Raw genomic sequence first — 16,154 nt, 5'->3', positions numbered from 1 at the left:
AGTTTAGGACGGGGGGTCTGAAACGCAATGCCTCAAATTGACACAGCACCGGGCACGCCGTCAAGCGCCATCAAGGTGTGCGCCAGGTCAAAACCCTGCGTTGCGCACGCCGCTAAGGTCCCCTGACTCAACACCCCATAGAACGGACCCAGGAGGCCCCACCGATGAGCACCACCACCTTCTTCATCCCCAGCGTCAACCTCATGGGCCGAGGTTGCCTGACCGACGCAGTGCAGCAGATTGCCGAGCGCGGCTGGCGCAAGGCCCTGGTTGTCACCGACGCGCCGCTGGTGCGCACGGGACTGGTGGGGCGCGTCACCGAACTGCTGGGTCAGCACGGCGTCACTTCGGTCGTCTTCGATCACGTCAAGCCCAACCCGAATGTGGCCAACGTGGAAGACGGCCTGGCGCTGCTGCAAAGCAGTGGCTGCGATGCCGTGATCTCGCTGGGCGGCGGCTCGCCGCATGACTGCGCCAAGGCGATTGCCCTGGTGGCGGCCAACGGCGGCCACATCACCGACTACGAAGGCGTGGACAAGTCGGCCAAACCGCAACTGCCGCTGGTGGCCATCAACACCACGGCCGGCACGGCCAGCGAGATGACCCGCTTCTGCATCATCACCGACGACCGCCGCCACGTGAAGATGGCCATTGTCGACAAGCACACGACGCCGGTGCTGTCGGTCAACGACCCGGAACTGATGGCCGGCATGCCCGCGGCACTCACGGCCGCCACCGGCATGGACGCGCTGACGCACGCCATCGAGGCCTATGTGTCGACCGCGGCCACACCGATCACCGACGCCTGCGCCCTGCAGGCCATCACGCTGGTGGGCCGCCACCTGCGCCAGGCCGTGCAGCACGGTGACGACCTGATTGCCCGCGAGCAGATGGCCTATGCGCAGTTCCTGGCCGGCATGGCGTTCAACAATGCCTCGCTGGGTTATGTGCATGCGATGGCCCACCAGCTCGGCGGCTTCTACGATCTGCCCCACGGCGTGTGCAACGCCATCCTGCTGCCGCACGTGCAGGCCTTCAACGCGCGGGTAGCGGGCCGCCGGCTGGCCGATGTGGGGCAGGCGCTGGGCGTGGATGTGCGCGGGCTCGATGCACAGGCGGGCGCCGATTGCGCGCTGCAGGCCATTCGCGAACTGGCGCGCGATGTCGGCATCCCCTCCGGCACGGGCGAACTGGGCGCCAGGGAGGCCGACATCCCGACGCTGGCCGCGAACGCGATGAAGGACGCATGTGGCGCCACCAACCCGGTGCAGCCCACGTTCGAAGAGGTCTGCGAGATCTACCGCGCCGCGCTGTGAGCACGGCGATGTGACTCAGGCGCGCTCGATACGCCACCACGACGGCAACAGCCGCTGCACTGCGCGGCGGCCGTAGCGGTCGTCCATCAGCACCACGGTGCCCTGGTCGTCCGGCGTGCGGATCACGCGGCCGGCGGCCTGCACCACCTTCTGGATGCCCGGGTGGAGGTAGACGGCATCGTGCCCCTGCCCCGGCCCGAGCAGCGCATCCAGCCGCTCGCGCAGCGCCTCGTTGACGGGGTTGACCTGCGCCAGGCCCAGCGTGGCGATGAAGGCGCCGATGAGGCGCCGGCCCGGCAGGTCGACGCCTTCGGCAAAGGCGCCGCCCAGCACCGCGAAACCGATGCCCTGCCCTTCGGGCTGGAAACGCTGCAGAAAGGCGGCCTGTTCGGGCTCGCTCATGCGGCGAGCCTGTCGCCACACGGGGATGTCGGGGTGAGCCCGCTCGAAGGCATCGGCCACCTGCTGCAGGTAATCGTGGCTGCTGAAAAAGGCCAGGTGGTTGCCCGGGTGCCGGCGCCAGGTGTCGGCCATGAGGGCCACGATGCCGGGCAGTGAGGCGGCACGGTCCTTCCAGCGCGTGCTCAGGCCGGCAGCCACGCGCACCTGCAATTGCTCGGCGCGGAATGGCGTGGGCACCTCCATCACCACCGTGTCGCCAGGCAGACCGAGCAGGCGCAGGTGGTGCGCCGGCGGCTGCAATGTGGCCGAAAACAGCGTGACCGTGTGCGCGGCCGCAAACCGCGGTTGCAGATAGGGGGCGGGCAGCACGTTGCGCAGCGTCAGCGTGGTGCTGCGCCGGGCGCCGGTGCTGCCGGGCTCGAGGCCCAGGTCGACCATGGCGTGCGGGCCGTGCGTCTCGGCCAGGCGCACGAAGCCGATGGCATCGAGGTAGAAGCGCTGCAGCAGCGGCTCGACCTCGGTGGGGTGGTCGGCCTGCCAGGCGCCAATGTCGGCCACCGTCTGCTGCAGCGCGCTCAGCCAGCGGGTGGGCAGGTCGGGCAGCACGCGCCAGTCGCCGGGGGCGGCGTCGGTGGCGTCGAGCGCCTGGTTGAGCGTGCCCCACGCCCGCTGAAGCCGACTCAGCGTGCCCTTCAGCGCCGCGGGCGCCACCGTGCGCAGGCCCCGCAGGGCCGTTTGCGACAGCGCGGCCGAGTACATGCCCCTCGCCCGGTCGATCAGGTTGTGCGCCTCGTCGGCCAACACGCCCACGCGCCAGCCTTCGGTCTGCGTCAAGGCATGCAGCAGGGCGTGCACGTCGAACCAGTAGTGGTAGTCGCCCACCACCGCATCGGCCCAACGGGCCAGCTCCTGCGCCAGGTAGTAGGGGCACAGCCCATGCGCCAGGGCCAGCGTCCGAACGCTGTCGCGGTCCATCTGCGGCAAGGCCATGGCGGCCTGCCGGGCCGCGGCCAGGCGGTCGTAGAAGCCACGCGCCAGCGGACAGGAATCGCCGTGGCAGGCCTTGTCCGGGTGTTCGCACGCCTTGTCGCGCGCCACGAGTTCGAGCACACGCAGGCGCGCGCCCGGCTCGCCCGGGGGTTGCAGCTGGGCCAGCGATTCAAGGAACAGCCCCTTGCCCGCGCTCTTGGCACTCAGCGCAAACACCTTGTCGATGCGCTGGACCGGCATGGCCTTGAGCAGTGGGAACAGCGTGCCCACCGTCTTGCCGATGCCCGTGGGCGCCTGCGCGAGCAGGCAGCGCCCCCGCACTGCAGCACGGTACACCGCCTCGGCCAGTTCACGCTGCCCGGTGCGAAAGCCCGCATGCGGAAACGCGAGCGCATGCAGGGCGGCATCCCGCGCCGACCGGTGTGCGGCTTCCTGCGCAGCCCAGGCGGCAAAGCGGCCGGCGCGCTCTTCCAGCTCGGCCTGCAGCGTGGCGGCCGACGCGCGCTCGATGATCACGGTTTCCTGCTGCGAGGCCACGTCCACGTAGACCAGCGCCAGTTCCACCTCGGGCAGGCCGAGCTCGGCGCACAGCAGCGCGCCGTACACGCGCAACTGCGCGCGGTGCAAGGCCCGGTGGTTGGCGGGCTGGTCGTCCAGCCGGCCCTTGTGCGTCTTGATCTCTTCGAGGCGGCCGCGGGTGGCATCCCACCCGTCGGCCCGGCCGCGCACCGTCAGCGCGCCGAGGGTGCCGCTCAAGGGGCGCTCGGCCTGCCAGCCCGCACCGCGCCGGGCGGCCACCAGGGCATGGCCCTCCTGGCCTTCCAGCGCGGTCGGCGCGGGCGTGAAGCGCAGATCCAGGTCGCCAGCGCGTGCAGTGAAGGCGCACAGCGTGCGCACCGCGACGGTGTACGTCGGCGTGCCGGAAGGCGCCGCGGGCGCCGTGTCGGGAGCGTGGGGCATGACGGGCGCGAGTGTACAGTCGGGTCAGATCCCGTGGAGCCCTGATGACCGATCCGATGAGCGAACCCACGGCGGAGGCGATCGCACGGGCCGTGCACGCCCTGCAGCGGCGCTGGTCCGCGCGGCTGATCGAAACCCACATCTCGTGGGTGCTGCTGGACGGCACCCACGCGTGGAAGATCAAGAAGCCCGTGCACCTGCCGTTTCTGGATGCGCGCACCACCGCCACCCGACGCGCCCTGTGCGAGGCCGAATGCACGCTGAACCAGCGGCTGGCGCCCCGCCTCTACCTCGACGTGCGCAACATCACGGGCTCACCCGATGAGCCAGGCATCGACGGCACGGGGCCCGCACTCTCACCCGTGCTGCGCATGCAGCAGTTTCCACCCGGCTGCCTGTTCACCGAGCAGCTGGCCGCCGGCACGCTGGCCGAGGCCGACATCGACCGCCTGGCGCACCGGCTGGCGGCCTTTCACAGGGCGGCCCCCGTGGCCCCGGCCGAGCGCGCGTGGGGCACCGCCGAGCATCGCGCGGCCGCATTGACCGAGGCGCTTGGCAGCCTCGCGCAGGTCGATGTCGAACACACGGCCCGGGTGGCGGCGCTGCAGTGCTGGGTCACCCAGGCCATCGAACCCCTGCGCCCCGTCTGGCAGGCGCGGCACGCGGCCGGCCACATCCGCGAGTGCCATGGCGACCTGCATCTGGCCAACCTCATCCGCCTGCCGGACGGCGAGGTGACCGCCTTCGACTGCATCGAGTTCGATCCGGCCTTGCGATGGATCGACCCGATCACCGACATCGCCTTCCCCGTGATGGACCTGGCCGCCCATGGCAGGGCCGACCTGGGCTGGCGTCTGCTCAATGCCTGGCTGGATGAAACCGGCGACCATGCCGGTGTGGCCGTGCTGCGCGCCGACCTCGTCTACCGCGCCACCGTGCGGGCGCTGGTGGCCCGGCTGCGCACGCAGGATGCGCCCCCCGATGCCCTGCCCGACGGCCCCGACTACCTGGCCCTGGCCGAGCGGCTGGCCCACCCCGCGCCGCCCACGCTGACCATCACGCACGGCCTGTCGGGCTCGGGCAAGAGCCACCAGGCCCTGCGCCTGCTGCAGGTCACCGGCGCCATCCGCCTGCGCGCCGACGTCGAGCGCAAGCGGCTGTTCGGCCTGCCTGCGCAGGCTCGCTCGCAAGACCACGTGCCCGGCGGCATCTACACCGCCGAGGCCACGCAGCGCACCTATGCCCACCTGATGGACGGCGCGGCCAAGCTGCTGCAAGCCGGCTGGCCCGTGATCCTGGATGCGGCCTTCCTGCGCCGGGCCGAACGGGTGGCCTGTCGCGCGCTGGCCGACCAGCACGGCGCCCGCTTCCGCATCCTGCACTGCGAGGCGCCACCGGCCGTGCTGCAGCAACGCCTGGCACACCGGGCCGCACAGGGGCAGGACCCGTCGGAGGCCGATGCCGGCGTGCTGGCACAACAGCAGGCATGGGCCGAGCCGATCACGGCCGACGAACTCCCCAGCGTGATGCCGCCCCCTTGAGTGCCTGACGCAGGCACGCCGCTTGCCGCTCGCACGCAGGAGGACATCACCATGCGATGGCAACAGGCCCTGTTCGGCGAACGTTCGCTCACCAAGGTGGCCGGTCTGTTCGTGGACCGCGCCAGTGCAGAAACCGCAGCCAGCCAATTGGTGCAAGGGGCCGGCTTCAGCGCGCCGCAAGTGCGTCTGCTGGGCCCGGAGGTCGGCAACCTGCGTGATCGCGATCTGCTCGCACGCCAGGTCGAACCCGAGCAGGGCGGCATCTGGCGCACCATCCTGCGCGCCCACCTCACGCTGGGCCTGCTCGGCGGTTTGGCCGGCACACTGCTGTTCGCAGGATGGTGGCTGTCCGGCGCCGCCGCCATCCGCAGCACCCCGTTCATGGCCTGGGTCAGCATGGCCGGCTTCGGTGCCACGTTCGGCCTGCTGGTGGGGGGCCTGCTGTCGATGCGGCCTGACCACGGACGCGTCATCAGCCGGGTGCGCCGCGCGCTGCGCCATGGCCGATGGGCGGTGGTCGTCCACCCAGTGGGCCCGGAGCAGACGCGCCTGGCCCTGGCCCGCCTGCGGCCCATCAGCCTGCGCGTGGTCCGCAGCTTCTGAGGGGCGGCACGCCTGTTGCCGGCTGGGCGCGCACGCCTTTCTTCCGCCATGCGCCCTGCCTCCAATCCCCCCACCCTGCCCGCCGGCACCGGCATCCCGAAACTGACGGCGTGGGACAGCACCCTGGCATGGCGTGCCGACCCGTATCGATTCCTGGGCCGCCAGGCTGCGCTGCTGGGCAGCGACGTGTTCGAGGCCCGATTGCTGCTTCAGCCCACGTTGTGCCTGACCGGCCCCCAGGCCGCCCGTCTGTTCTACGACGACAGCCTGTTCCAGCGACAGGGGGCCGCGCCCCCTGCCCTGGTCAGCACGCTGTTTGGCCAGGGGGGCGTACAGGGCCTGGACCACGCCCGGCATCGCCACCGCAAGGCGCTGTTCATGGCGATCACGGCGCCCGAACGCCTGCAGCGGCTCATCGAGCTGGTCCGCCGCGAATGGCTGGCCAGCCTGCACGACTGGATCCTCTCGCCCCCTTTCTCGCTGTACCGGGCCCTGCAGCCCGTGCTGGCGCGCGCGGTGTGTCAATGGGCCGGGGTGCCCCTGGCCGATGACGACCTGCCACGGCGCACCGCCCAGCTGGTGGCACTCTTCGAGGACGCCGCGGCCGGCCCCGTGGCCCACCTGCATGCACGCTGGGCCCGACGCCAGGCCGAGGCCTGGCTCACGCCGCTGATCGCCGCTGCGCGGACCGGGCACACCCGCCTGCCCACGGACACCGCGGCCCACGCCATCAGCACCCACCGGGATCTGGAGGGCCACCTGCTGCCGCCACGCGTCGCCGCCGTGGAGCTGCTCAATGTGCTGCGGCCCACGGTGGCCGTGTCGGTCTACATGACGCTGCTGGCCCACGCGCTGCACACGCATCCGGTCTGGAAAAGCCGGCTCGCGGGAGCGGCATCCGGTCCCGATGCCATGGGCTTCGTGCAGGAGGTTCGGCGCCACTACCCCTTCTTTCCGGCGGTGGCCGCGCGCGTGCGTGCCGATTTCGACTGGCAGGGCCTGCACTTCGAGGCCGGCCGCCGCGCGCTGTTCGACCTGTACGGCACCAATCACGATCCGCGCAGCTGGCCCGGGCCCGACACCTTCTCGCCCGAGCGCTGGGCCCGCCAGGCGGCATCGGCCGCCTTCGTTCCGCACGGCGGTGGCGATCCCCACCTGCAGCACCGCTGCCCCGGCGAAGACCTGACGGCCCGGCTGATGCTCCTCGCGCTCGACATCCTGCTGCACGTGATGCGCTTCGACGTGCCCGTGCAGCGCCTTGCGCTGAACATGCGCCGCCTGCCCGCCCTGCCCCGTGCGGGCTTCGTGATCGAACGCGTACGCCGCATCGCCTGATTGGACGAGCGTCGGTCATCTTCATCGTGCTGGCCAACCTGCGCGTGCGGGTGCGCTTCGTGCCGTCGCGGATCACCTCGCTGGCGATCGCGGCGGTCATCAACGGCCATCCCGCGGGGGATGCCTGACGCTCAGTCTGGGCGGTGCCCTCTCGTCCCACCCTCAGGCCACCTCGCTCGAGGCCCTGATGGCGCTGGCCGACGGCCAGTTGTACGAAGCGAAGCGCGCGGGGCGTCACACCCTGCGCATCGCCTGACCGCCCGCCAGGCCGCCCCGCAGGGCGACGTGACGGGCGGCATCAAGCCACTCAGCGTTGCTGGTCGTTGCGGCCTTGCTGGCTGCCACCCTGGCTGCTGCCTTGGTTGCTCCCCTGGTTGCCGCCCATGTTGCCGCCTTGTTGCTCGCGTTGCGAGCCCGGGATGTCCTGCTGCTGCTGGCCCGGGTTCTGGCCTTGCTGCCCCGGCTGCTGCTTGCCCGGCTGGTTCTGCTGGCTTTGCTGCTTCTGACCCTGGCCCTGTTGGCCTTGCTGGCCCCCTTGCTGACCTTGGGTGTTGGTGATGTCGTTGCGATTCTCAGCCATGGTGTTTCTCCTGACATGCCGGCGAGATTGCCGGCTACGATCAGTTCGGCAAGTCGCGTTCCCGCCCCCGTTGCGGCGGCACGCCCGCCCGGTCTGCACCCATGACGGCAAACATTGCCACCCCTTGCCGACGGGCGCTGTGCGCACAGTGAACAATCCCCTCCATGCTCGAACGCATCGTCGCCATCCTGTTCCCGCTGTTTGCCATCACCGCGCTCGGCTTCATCGTCGGCCGGCGCCTGCAGCCCGACCTGAGCCACGCCAACAAGCTCAACATGGACGTCTTCACGCCCGCCCTGGTCTTCTCGGCCATGGCCAGCAAGGATTTCCACCTGCTGAGCTTCGGCCCGCTGCTGCTCGCGGCTGCGCTGCTGATTCTGGGTTCGGGCGCCGTGGCATGGGGCGCGGCCCGCCTCACGGGCACCGCACCGCACACGCTGGTGCCACCCATGATGTTCAACAACTCGGGCAACCTGGGCCTGCCGCTGGCGGTGCTGGCGTTTGGCGACACGGCCCTGGCGCCGGCTGTCGCCATGTTCGTGGTCGCCAACCTGCTGCACTACGGCTTCGGCACCTGGTTGCTTGATCGCGATGCGCGGCTGCTCACCGTGTGGCGCACCCCCACCATCCTCGCTGCGCTGGCCGGCATTGCCGTCAGCATCTCGGGGCTGAGCGTGTGGCCGCCCCTGTTGACCGCCATCCGCATGGTTGGTGAGATCGCCGTGCCGCTGATGCTGCTGAGCCTGGGGGTGCGGCTGGCTGCCTCCCGCATCGAAGCCGTGCGCTTCGGGCTGTTCGGTGCAGTGCTGCGTCCGGTCAGCGGCATGCTGATCGCGTGGGCGTTGATCGCGGTGATCCCACTGCCGCCCATGCAGCAGGCCCTGCTGCTGGTGTTCGGCTCGCTGCCTCCTGCCGTGCTGAACTACATGTTCGCCGAACGCTACGGCCACGAGCCCGACAAGGTGGCTTCGGTGGTGCTGATCGGCAACCTGATGGCGCTGGTGTCGCTGCCGGTGGCCCTCGCCATGGCGCTGCAGTAAGCCCCTCGAGGCTCAGTCGTTGCCAGTGGCGCTCGAACGCATGAAGGTGTAGATGAAGCCCAGCCCCACGGTGCCACCCGTCGTGCGGCGCACCAGCGGGCTGTCCTCGTTGGCGGCGCCCGCCACGGAGTCGAGCCGGGCAAAACCGAACACGCGCCAGTCGGTGCCCAGCGGGCGCGACATCGAGGCGCCCAGGCGCCAGGCCACCAGGCCGGGCTGGGCCCGGTAGGCTGGCCGGTCGGGCAGCACCTCGCCGGGACGCACCTCGTAGAAGGTCGAGGCCAGCCGCCGGTCGGCAAACACGGCGCCCACACTGGCCCCGTACAACCACCCGCCCAGCGTCCGGCGCTCGAAGCGCAATTCGGGCTCGAAGGCCATGCCACGGTGCGCTGCCCCATCGCTCAGGTCGAACACACCCCGCACGGGCAGATCCAGGCGCCAGCGCCCGCCGCCCGGCCCGGCGCCCAGAAACCACTTCAACCGCGGGCCGAATTCGACCAGCGTACCGAGGTCCCGCATGCCATTGCGTGCGTCGATGTCGCGCGAGCGCGACCCGAACGATGCGGCAAAGCCGACGTCCAATTCATAGTTCTCGGTCTTGACCGCGCGCAGGCCGGCGGTCTCACGGTCAGCCCGCAGGAAACGCCCCCGATAGACGAAATACGGCAGCACCAGCCCGCGACGAACCTGTTGCTCGGACCCCGGATACGCCTGCTGCGACACCCCGATGCCGGCGGCCCCGACCTCCCACAGCGGCCGCAATCCCGGCCCGGCGGGTGCGTCGGCGCTGCCCGTGCCGGACACCTGTGCCGCGGCCAGCAACGGCGCCCCACACAGCACCGTCAGGGCGGCCCAGCGCTTCATCGACATGGCAGGCAGTGGGCGGGCAGAACGGGCAGACATAGGCACTCCGGCAGGCTTCATCGCGACAACCTTACCCCATGCCGGGCACCCCGTGTCCACCATGGGCAGACAGCCCTACACTGAGGCCTTTTTCGTCATCCGTCCGATCTTTCCATGAGCGACAACCACGCAGAACGCCCCGCCCTGCCCGACCATCTGGCCGTCGACCCCCGCAGCCCGCACCACGACCGCACCGTGCTGGCCCACGACATCGGCATCCGCTTCAACGACAAGGAGCGCCATGACGTCGAGGAATACTGCATCAGCGAAGGCTGGGTCAAGGTCGCCGCCGGCAAGACGGTGGACCGCAAGGGCCGCCCGCTGCTGATCAAGCTCAAGGGCAAGGTCGAAGTCTTCTACCGTTGAAGGCCACACTGCTGCACACCGTGCCGGTCTCTTCCTTTTCTCGCCCGCGCGCCCGCCTGCTGGCCGCGCTGCTGCTCGGCGCCGTGGCGCTTTCGGGCTGCAGCGCGCTGCAGCGCAACAAGCCCTATCCGCCGCAAGAACGCTTCGCGTCCGGCGAGACCTTCTCGCGCCTGTTCGATGCCCCACCGGCCGCGGTGTGCCGCTCGGCCCGGCTGGCTCTGCTCAGTCAGGGCTACCTCGTCACGGTGAACGACGCCGCCCTCGTCGAAGGCAAGAAGAACTTCCAGCCCGATGTCGGCTCGCACATCGAGATGGTGATCCGCGTGGTCTGCGTGCCGGATGGCGACGGTGCCATCAGCATGGCCTTTGCCGCCGCCGTGCAGGAGACCTACACCGTGCGCCGCGTCAGCAACTCGGCCAGCGTGGGCGTGGGCTCGGTGGGTTCGCTGTCCGTGCCCTTTGGTGAAACCAGCGAGGGTCTGACCCGCGTCGGCAGCCAGACCATCCAGCTCGGCGAGTTCTACGACCGCCTGTTCACGCTCATCAAGAGTTACCTTGCCATGGACAGCGTGCCCGCCGCGGCCGCCCCGACGCCCACACCCTGAACGCGCCACGGCCCGTCGGGAACACGGCTTGCCGCGCTTCCCGACATCCTTGCCAACGCGAAAGGGCGTCACCATGGAAGCCAGAGCCAAGTTCCTGGGGCACCCCGTGCACCAGATGCTGGTCGCCTTTCCGCTCGGCTTGCTGGGCGGCGCCGTGGCCTTCGACCTGCTGTACTGGGCGCTGGATCTGCCCGTGATGGCCGACGTGGCCTACTGGACCATGGCCGGGGGCCTGCTCGGCGGACTGGTGGCCGCGCCCTTCGGCTTCATCGACTGGCTGGCCATTCCCAAGGGCTCGCGCGCGCGCCTCGTCGGGCGTCTGCACGGGTTGGGCAACCTGGTGGTGATGGTCCTGTTTGCAGGCAGCTGGTGGACGCGTCATCAGCAGGCCGACCACGTCGCTCTGACCGGCACGGCCCTGTCGCTGGCCGGCGTTGCCTTGGCGCTGCTCACCGCGTGGCTGGGCGGCGAGCTGGTCAGCCGGCTGGGCATCGGCGTGTCGGACACGGCGCACATCGACGCCCGAAGCTCACTCGATGAGCGAGCATGATTTCATGCGCTTTCAATAGCCCGCCAGCAGCGCCGTCACCCGCCGGTTCATGAACCCCGGCGACAGCTTGGACAGCAGCGCGAACACCTTGGTCTGCAGCCCCACGTGCGTGTGCACCGGCAGGCCGGCGGCACGCCCCGTGGCCAGCTTCAGCACGGCCTGCGCCACGTCGTCGGCCGACAGCCGCACGCCCAGCCTCGACACCGTCTTCATCTGTGCCACGTCGTTGCGCACCATGGCGGTGTCCACGAACAGCGGCAGCAGGTCGACCACGCGGATGCCCTGCGCCTGCCATTCGATGTCCAGCGCCTCGGTCAGGCTGCGCACCGCTGCCTTCGTGGCCGAGTAGGACGCCAGCATCGGCTGCCCATACAGCGCCGACGCCGAACACATGTTGATCACCCGGCTGCCCGGCGTGCGCTGCAGGTAGCCGTGCGCCGCATGGCAGCCATTGAGCACGCCCTTCAGGTTCACGTCGATCACGGCGTGGTGGCGACCGATGGCGGTGCCCTCGAACGGCGCCGTGGCCGAGATCCCCGCGTTGTTGAACAGCACATCCAGCCGCCCACCCGCGGCGCGCCAGAAGTCGGCCAGCACCCCAGCCCACGCAGCCGCATCCACCACGTTGAGCGCAACGGCATGCGCCTGCGTCTCGCCGATCTCGCGCGCCAGGGCCTGCACGGCGGCTTCATCGACATCGCTCAGCCCCACGAACCAGCCGGCCCGCGCCAGACGCAGGGCCGTGGCTCGCCCGATGCCCGCGGCCGCTCCGGTGATGAAGGCGGCCGGCCGCGACGACACAGTGGAAGGTGCGATGCTCATACCTGCTCCTTGGCCTGAAGCCGATCAAGTTGAAACCGCCGGGACAGCATCCTGTCCAGAAGGCGAACGGGCAGCCAGCGTGCCAGGAAGGGCAAGAGGCTGCTCTTGGGGCCCAGGCGCACCACCGGCGGGCAATCGGCCTGCGCCAACCGCTCGACGAGCAGGCGGGAGAAGGTCTCGGCCGGCATGGCGTCGGCCTGGCTTTCGTTGGCGCGGCCCATCACGCCGGCCTTCACAGCCTGGTAGGGCGAATCGGGCGCGAGGTGCACGCGGTGGGCCGCCGTGTCGCCAAAGCCCGAGCGGATGCCGCCCGGCTGCACGGTCACCACCCGCACGCCCAGCGGCTGCAACTCCATGCGCAACGCGGTGGAGGCCGCATTGAACGCCGCCTTGCTCGCGCAATACGGGCCCGCAAACGGCGTGGTCAGCACGCCCGACACGCTGCTGATGTTGACCACCAGCCCGCGCCCGCGCGCCACCATGGCCGGGGCCACGGCGCGCGTCAGCGCCAGCGGCGCAAACACGTTCACATCGAACTGGCGCTGCCATTCTTCGGCCGGCACATCCAGCATCGGGCCCATGGCGCCGTAGCCCGCGTTGTTCACCAGCGTGCCCACACCCAGGCCCTGTTGCGCCAGATCGGCCAGCAGCGCCGCCACGGCGACCGCGTCGGTCACGTCCAGCGTGCGCGTCATCAGGCCTTCGCGGGCCAGGTCTGCCAGCGTTTCGGCGCGGCGCGCGGTGGCGCACACACGCTGGCCCTGCTGGTGAAAGGCCCGCGCCAGGGCCTGGCCGATACCGGATCCGCAGCCGGTGATCAGCACCACTTCGTCACTGTGCTTCATGAGGGGTTCCATCTTTTGCAGCAGCGCATTCTGCGGGCGATCGCCGCGCCTGCCAGCCGGGGCTAACGCGAAGCCGACTGCGCTGCGAGTGCCCGGCGCGACGCCACCGCCAGCACCAGCGCGAAGCCCACAACCTGAGCCAGTGCCACGCTCAGGGTGGCCGTCTGCGCCACGAAGCCGATCAGCGCCGGCCCGCCCATCATCCCGAAATAACCCATGGCCGACACGAAGGCGATGCCGGCCGCCGGCGCCACACCCGGCACCTGCGCCGCTGCCACGAACAGCAGCGGCACCACATTGGCCAGGCCCAGCCCCACCAGCGCGAACCCGGCCAGCGCCAGCCACAGGTTCGTGGCCAGCAAGGCCGCCGTCATCCCGAAGGCGGCCAGCAGCGCGCTGGCCCGCAACAGGCGTGGCGCCGGCAGGCGCGCCCGCACCCAGTCACCGCCAAAACGCCCCGCCGCCATGGCCCCGGAAAAACTCGCATAGGCCCAGGCCGCACTGCCCTGGTCCACCTTCAGTCCGTCGCGCACATACAGCACGCTCCAGTCGTACATGGCCCCCTCGCACAACAGGCCGAGGGCCGACAGCACGCCCAGCAGCACCAGCGGCCCGTGGCCCCACTGGAACCGCGCATCGCCGCCCGCGGGCGCCACACCGCGCGCCATGCGGTGCGCGCCCCATGCCGCCAGCGCCCAGCACGCCAGCGCCGAGGCCCACAGGTGGTGCTCGGCCGCCATGCCGGCCCGCAAGGCCACGGCCCCCAGGCCCGCGCCCACCAGCCCGCCTGCGCTGAACAGGCCATGAAAGCCGCTCATCAAAGGGCGGCCCGCCTGTTGCTCGATGTCGTTGGCGACCACGTTCATCGCCACATCGAACGAACTCGAGACCAGCCCGAACGCAAACAACAGCGCCAGCACCCAGGCAAAGTCCTGCCCCAGCAGCAAGGCGGCAATCGCCACCGCCCCGGCCGCCCCGCCCACGAACAACACCCGCCGCGGGCCGAAGCGGGCGATCACCCGGCCCGCCTGCGTGAGGCCCACGCACGCGCCCAGCCCGGTGGCCAGCATGGCCATGCCCAGCGCCTGCTCGCCCACGCCGTAATGCGCCTTCACCGTCGGGATGTGCACACCCCAGGTCGCGAACAGCGCGCCTGCGGAGAAGAACAGCGCCCGCACGCCGGCGGGCGCGCTGCGATGCAGATCGGAGGCCGCGTGCGTCATCGGTTGTCGGCCCGGGTGGCGGTGGCCGCCGGTGCAGGCGCCCCCAGCGCACTGCCGGCCGAGGCGCCCACCACACAGGCAATGGCCGCCCACTGCAGCGCGCTCAGGCGCTCACCCAGCATGAAGAAGCCCACCAGCGCCGCCACCGCGGGCGAGGCGCTCACCAGCAGGCCGAACACATGGCGCGGCAGGCGCCGCAAGGCCACCATCTCCAGTGAATACGGCGCGGCGCTCGACAGCACCGCCACGGCCAGCCCGGTCAGCAGCACACCGGGCGCCAGCAAGGCCGATCCCGCCTGGGCCACGCCCAGCGGCAAGGTGAAGGTGGTGGCGACCAGCATGCCCCACGCCGCCGCCTGCCCACCGGGCAGGGCCGAGGCCCGCTTGCCAAACACGATGTACAGCGCCCAGCAGGCCGCTGCGGCAGCGGCCCACACCATGCCCACCGGATCGAGCCCCGTGGCCCCGCGCACCGGCAGCAAAGGCAGCAACCCCGCCACCGCCAGCACCACCCACAGCACATCCCGCGGCCGGCGCGAGCCGAACAGCGCCACGGCCAGCGGCCCCGTCACCTCGATGGCAATGGCCACGCCGATGGGAATGCGCGCCATCGCCTGGTAGATGCACAGGTTCATCAGGCCCAGCATGGCGCCATAGGCGATCAGATCGGGCAGCGCGCGGCGGCCCGGCCACGTGCGCCACGGCCGCCACACCGCCATCAGGATCACCGCCGCGATGGACACGCGCAGCGCCGTCACCCCCTCCGCGCCCACCAGCGGAAACAGCCCCTTGGCCGACGCCGCGCCCACGTACTGCGACAGCAGCGACGCCAGCAGACAGCCCAAGGGCCAGGCCACAGAGGAAGAGTCGGACACGACAGAGGCGCGTGCGGCGCTGGGGTTCATGCAAGCGATGCTAGCCGAGGGCCATGGCCCTCCGGGGGGAAGGCCCTGCCCCGCGTCAGCCTGCCAGGAAGCGGGCGATGCGCTGGGCCATCGCGTCGGGCTGCTCGCGGTGCGGCACATGGCCGGTGGCCGGCAGGATGTCGGTCTGCACCGGGCCGCGGCTGTGCTCGGCCACACGCAGCGCGTGCGCCGGGCTGCCGAACTCGTCGTCCTCGCCGTGAATGGCCAGCGCCGGGCATGTAATCTGCGCCAGCACGCCGTTCAGCGTCCAGCCGGCAAAGTCCGGATCCAGCCAGGTGCCGATCCAGGCATCGAGCACCCAGTCCGCCTTCGGGCCGTGGTAGCGCGAGATGCGGTCGACCTGGGCCGGGTCCGAGAACTGCACCTTGGCGGCGCGCACGCCGTCCAGCGTCTTGTCTTCCACAAAGGTCTGCGCGGCGATGCTGATCAGCGCCTCGCACTCGGGCGTGGTGGCTGCCACGTTGATGGCCATGCCGCCGCCCACGCTGTGGCCGAGCACCGCAAAGCGGCCCACGCCCAGCTGCTCGCGCACATGGGGCAGGTACAGGCGGGCCTCTTCGGCCACGAAGTCGTGGCTGGGCCGGGCCGGGCGCGCGTCCGAACGGCCGAAGCCCAAGCGGTCGTACGCGACCACGCGACGGCCGGTGGTGCGGCACAGCAGCTCGGGAAACCCGCGCCACAGCTCGATGCAACCCAGCGAATCGTGCAGCAGCACCAGCGGCACGCCGGTTTCAGCATCGGCGGGCGGCGTCCATTGGCGCGCGAACAGGCGGCCTTGCGGGTGGGTGATCCAGTGGTCGGAAACGGTGGGGGTGAAGGACATCGGAGAACCTGTACTGCAGATCAGGAGAAAGGCAGGCGCGTCAGGCCTGGCCGCCGCGCGAGCGCCACCACGTCTCGACGTAGAGCGCCTCGACCTTGGCGCGCGCCCACGGCGTGCGGCGCAGGAACTTCAGGCTGGACGCCACGCTCGGGTCATGCGTGAAGCAGCGGATGGGAATGAGGTGCCCCAGCTCGGCCCAGCCGTAGTGGTCGGCCAGGCATTCCACGATGTGTTGGAGGGTGGCGCCGTGGAGGGGGTTGTGGGGTTGGTTGTCCATATCGGATCGCTGGCGAAAGAGGATATGGCCGCAACAATTCAGAATAG

General features: G+C 70.7%; 17 protein-coding genes. 8 read left to right on the top strand and 9 right to left on the bottom strand.

The annotated features are described in order from the left end of the window. The first annotated feature begins 164 nt into the window (after positions 1–164). A complete protein-coding gene (gene yiaY, locus DEH84_RS02685) occupies positions 165–1,316 on the top strand; it encodes an L-threonine dehydrogenase (RefSeq protein ID WP_109034541.1) in 1,152 nt (383 codons plus the stop codon). A 15-nt stretch (positions 1,317–1,331) separates the two neighbouring features. On the opposite strand, the gene DEH84_RS02680 is transcribed toward yiaY, so the two are convergent. Continuing rightward, complete coding sequence (locus DEH84_RS02680) at positions 1,332–3,668, bottom strand: ATP-dependent DNA helicase (RefSeq protein ID WP_109034538.1); 2,337 nt, start codon at positions 3,666–3,668, stop codon at positions 1,332–1,334. Positions 3,669–3,712: 44 nt separating this feature from the next. Between DEH84_RS02680 and DEH84_RS02675 the strand changes: the two genes are divergently transcribed. Genes DEH84_RS02675 through DEH84_RS02665 form a run of 3 tightly spaced genes read left to right on the top strand, consistent with a single transcriptional unit; the run spans position 3,713 to position 7,147 of the window. Next, a complete protein-coding gene (locus DEH84_RS02675; protein WP_245932664.1) occupies positions 3,713–5,209 on the top strand; it encodes a bifunctional aminoglycoside phosphotransferase/ATP-binding protein in 1,497 nt (498 codons plus the stop codon). A 51-nt stretch (positions 5,210–5,260) separates the two neighbouring features. Continuing rightward, entirely contained in the window at positions 5,261–5,812 is a 552-nt protein-coding gene (locus DEH84_RS02670; protein ID WP_109038171.1) for a hypothetical protein, read from the top strand. Between the two features lie 48 nt (positions 5,813–5,860). Continuing rightward, positions 5,861–7,147: a cytochrome P450 gene (locus DEH84_RS02665; protein ID WP_109034536.1), complete on the top strand. Its 1,287-nt coding sequence runs from the start codon at positions 5,861–5,863 to the stop codon at positions 7,145–7,147. Positions 7,148–7,454: 307 nt separating this feature from the next. Here DEH84_RS02665 and DEH84_RS02655 read toward each other — a convergent pair whose 3' ends face one another. After that, a complete protein-coding gene (locus tag DEH84_RS02655; RefSeq protein ID WP_109034534.1) occupies positions 7,455–7,727 on the bottom strand; it encodes a hypothetical protein in 273 nt (90 codons plus the stop codon). Positions 7,728–7,891: 164 nt separating this feature from the next. Here DEH84_RS02655 and DEH84_RS02650 point away from each other — a divergent pair, with 164 nt between their 5' ends. After that, complete coding sequence (locus tag DEH84_RS02650) at positions 7,892–8,767, top strand: AEC family transporter (protein WP_109034531.1); 876 nt, start codon at positions 7,892–7,894, stop codon at positions 8,765–8,767. A gap of 12 nt (positions 8,768–8,779) precedes the next feature. Here the strand turns inward: DEH84_RS02650 and DEH84_RS02645 are convergent, their stop codons facing one another. After that, complete coding sequence (locus DEH84_RS02645; protein WP_159098820.1) at positions 8,780–9,670, bottom strand: MipA/OmpV family protein; 891 nt, start codon at positions 9,668–9,670, stop codon at positions 8,780–8,782. 114 nt (positions 9,671–9,784) lie between these two features. Between DEH84_RS02645 and DEH84_RS02640 the strand changes: the two genes are divergently transcribed. The 3 genes from DEH84_RS02640 to DEH84_RS02630 all read left to right on the top strand — a co-directional run bounded on the left by DEH84_RS02640 (position 9,785) and on the right by DEH84_RS02630 (position 11,191). After that, the gene (locus DEH84_RS02640; protein WP_109034526.1) at positions 9,785–10,036 is read left to right on the top strand and encodes a DUF3297 family protein; all 252 of its coding nucleotides are present in this window, start codon (positions 9,785–9,787) and stop codon (positions 10,034–10,036) included. 20 nt (positions 10,037–10,056) lie between these two features. Next, positions 10,057–10,641, top strand: a complete 585-nt coding sequence (locus DEH84_RS02635; RefSeq protein ID WP_245932663.1) for a DUF2242 domain-containing protein — start codon at positions 10,057–10,059, stop codon at positions 10,639–10,641. 73 nt (positions 10,642–10,714) lie between these two features. After that, the gene (locus tag DEH84_RS02630; RefSeq protein ID WP_109034524.1) at positions 10,715–11,191 is read left to right on the top strand and encodes a DUF2231 domain-containing protein; all 477 of its coding nucleotides are present in this window, start codon (positions 10,715–10,717) and stop codon (positions 11,189–11,191) included. Between the two features lie 12 nt (positions 11,192–11,203). Here DEH84_RS02630 and DEH84_RS02625 read toward each other — a convergent pair whose 3' ends face one another. The 6 genes from DEH84_RS02625 to DEH84_RS02600 all read right to left on the bottom strand — a co-directional run bounded on the left by DEH84_RS02625 (position 11,204) and on the right by DEH84_RS02600 (position 16,107). Next, positions 11,204–12,013, bottom strand: coding sequence for an SDR family oxidoreductase (locus DEH84_RS02625; protein ID WP_109034521.1), 810 nt, complete (start codon positions 12,011–12,013; stop codon positions 11,204–11,206). Then, entirely contained in the window at positions 12,010–12,858 is an 849-nt protein-coding gene (locus DEH84_RS02620; RefSeq protein ID WP_109034520.1) for an SDR family oxidoreductase, read from the bottom strand. Before DEH84_RS02620 ends, DEH84_RS02625 begins: the two co-directional genes overlap by 4 nt. Positions 12,859–12,920: 62 nt before the next feature. Beyond that, on the bottom strand, positions 12,921–14,081 hold the full coding sequence (locus DEH84_RS02615; protein ID WP_109034518.1) for an MFS transporter: 1,161 nt from the start codon (positions 14,079–14,081) through the stop codon (positions 12,921–12,923). Continuing rightward, complete coding sequence (locus DEH84_RS02610) at positions 14,078–14,986, bottom strand: EamA family transporter (protein WP_109034516.1); 909 nt, start codon at positions 14,984–14,986, stop codon at positions 14,078–14,080. Before DEH84_RS02610 ends, DEH84_RS02615 begins: the two co-directional genes overlap by 4 nt. A 55-nt stretch (positions 14,987–15,041) precedes the next feature. Beyond that, on the bottom strand, positions 15,042–15,830 hold the full coding sequence (locus tag DEH84_RS02605; protein ID WP_109034514.1) for an alpha/beta fold hydrolase: 789 nt from the start codon (positions 15,828–15,830) through the stop codon (positions 15,042–15,044). A 40-nt stretch (positions 15,831–15,870) separates the two neighbouring features. Then, entirely contained in the window at positions 15,871–16,107 is a 237-nt protein-coding gene (locus tag DEH84_RS02600; protein ID WP_109034512.1) for a VF530 family protein, read from the bottom strand. Between the last annotated feature and the right edge of the window lie 47 nt (positions 16,108–16,154).

Source organism: Aquabacterium olei (genome assembly GCF_003100395.1).
GTDB classification, from domain to species: domain Bacteria; phylum Pseudomonadota; class Gammaproteobacteria; order Burkholderiales; family Burkholderiaceae_C; genus Aquabacterium; species Aquabacterium olei.
The sequence above is the reverse complement of the archived record's forward strand: the minus strand, read 5'-3'. Positions and strand labels throughout refer to the sequence as shown.

Coding starts and splice junctions, on each gene's coding strand:
- yiaY (WP_109034541.1), top strand. CDS start 165: ATGAGCACCACCACCTTCTTCATCCCCAGCGTCAACCTCATGGGCCGA.
- DEH84_RS02680 (WP_109034538.1), bottom strand. CDS start 3,668: ATGCCCCACGCTCCCGACACGGCGCCCGCGGCGCCTTCCGGCACGCCG.
- DEH84_RS02675 (WP_245932664.1), top strand. CDS start 3,713: ATGACCGATCCGATGAGCGAACCCACGGCGGAGGCGATCGCACGGGCC.
- DEH84_RS02670 (WP_109038171.1), top strand. CDS start 5,261: ATGCGATGGCAACAGGCCCTGTTCGGCGAACGTTCGCTCACCAAGGTG.
- DEH84_RS02665 (WP_109034536.1), top strand. CDS start 5,861: ATGCGCCCTGCCTCCAATCCCCCCACCCTGCCCGCCGGCACCGGCATC.
- DEH84_RS02655 (WP_109034534.1), bottom strand. CDS start 7,727: ATGGCTGAGAATCGCAACGACATCACCAACACCCAAGGTCAGCAAGGG.
- DEH84_RS02650 (WP_109034531.1), top strand. CDS start 7,892: ATGCTCGAACGCATCGTCGCCATCCTGTTCCCGCTGTTTGCCATCACC.
- DEH84_RS02645 (WP_159098820.1), bottom strand. CDS start 9,670: ATGTCTGCCCGTTCTGCCCGCCCACTGCCTGCCATGTCGATGAAGCGC.
- DEH84_RS02640 (WP_109034526.1), top strand. CDS start 9,785: ATGAGCGACAACCACGCAGAACGCCCCGCCCTGCCCGACCATCTGGCC.
- DEH84_RS02630 (WP_109034524.1), top strand. CDS start 10,715: ATGGAAGCCAGAGCCAAGTTCCTGGGGCACCCCGTGCACCAGATGCTG.
- DEH84_RS02625 (WP_109034521.1), bottom strand. CDS start 12,013: ATGAGCATCGCACCTTCCACTGTGTCGTCGCGGCCGGCCGCCTTCATC.
- DEH84_RS02620 (WP_109034520.1), bottom strand. CDS start 12,858: ATGAAGCACAGTGACGAAGTGGTGCTGATCACCGGCTGCGGATCCGGT.
- DEH84_RS02615 (WP_109034518.1), bottom strand. CDS start 14,081: ATGACGCACGCGGCCTCCGATCTGCATCGCAGCGCGCCCGCCGGCGTG.
- DEH84_RS02610 (WP_109034516.1), bottom strand. CDS start 14,986: ATGAACCCCAGCGCCGCACGCGCCTCTGTCGTGTCCGACTCTTCCTCT.
- DEH84_RS02605 (WP_109034514.1), bottom strand. CDS start 15,830: ATGTCCTTCACCCCCACCGTTTCCGACCACTGGATCACCCACCCGCAA.
- DEH84_RS02600 (WP_109034512.1), bottom strand. CDS start 16,107: ATGGACAACCAACCCCACAACCCCCTCCACGGCGCCACCCTCCAACAC.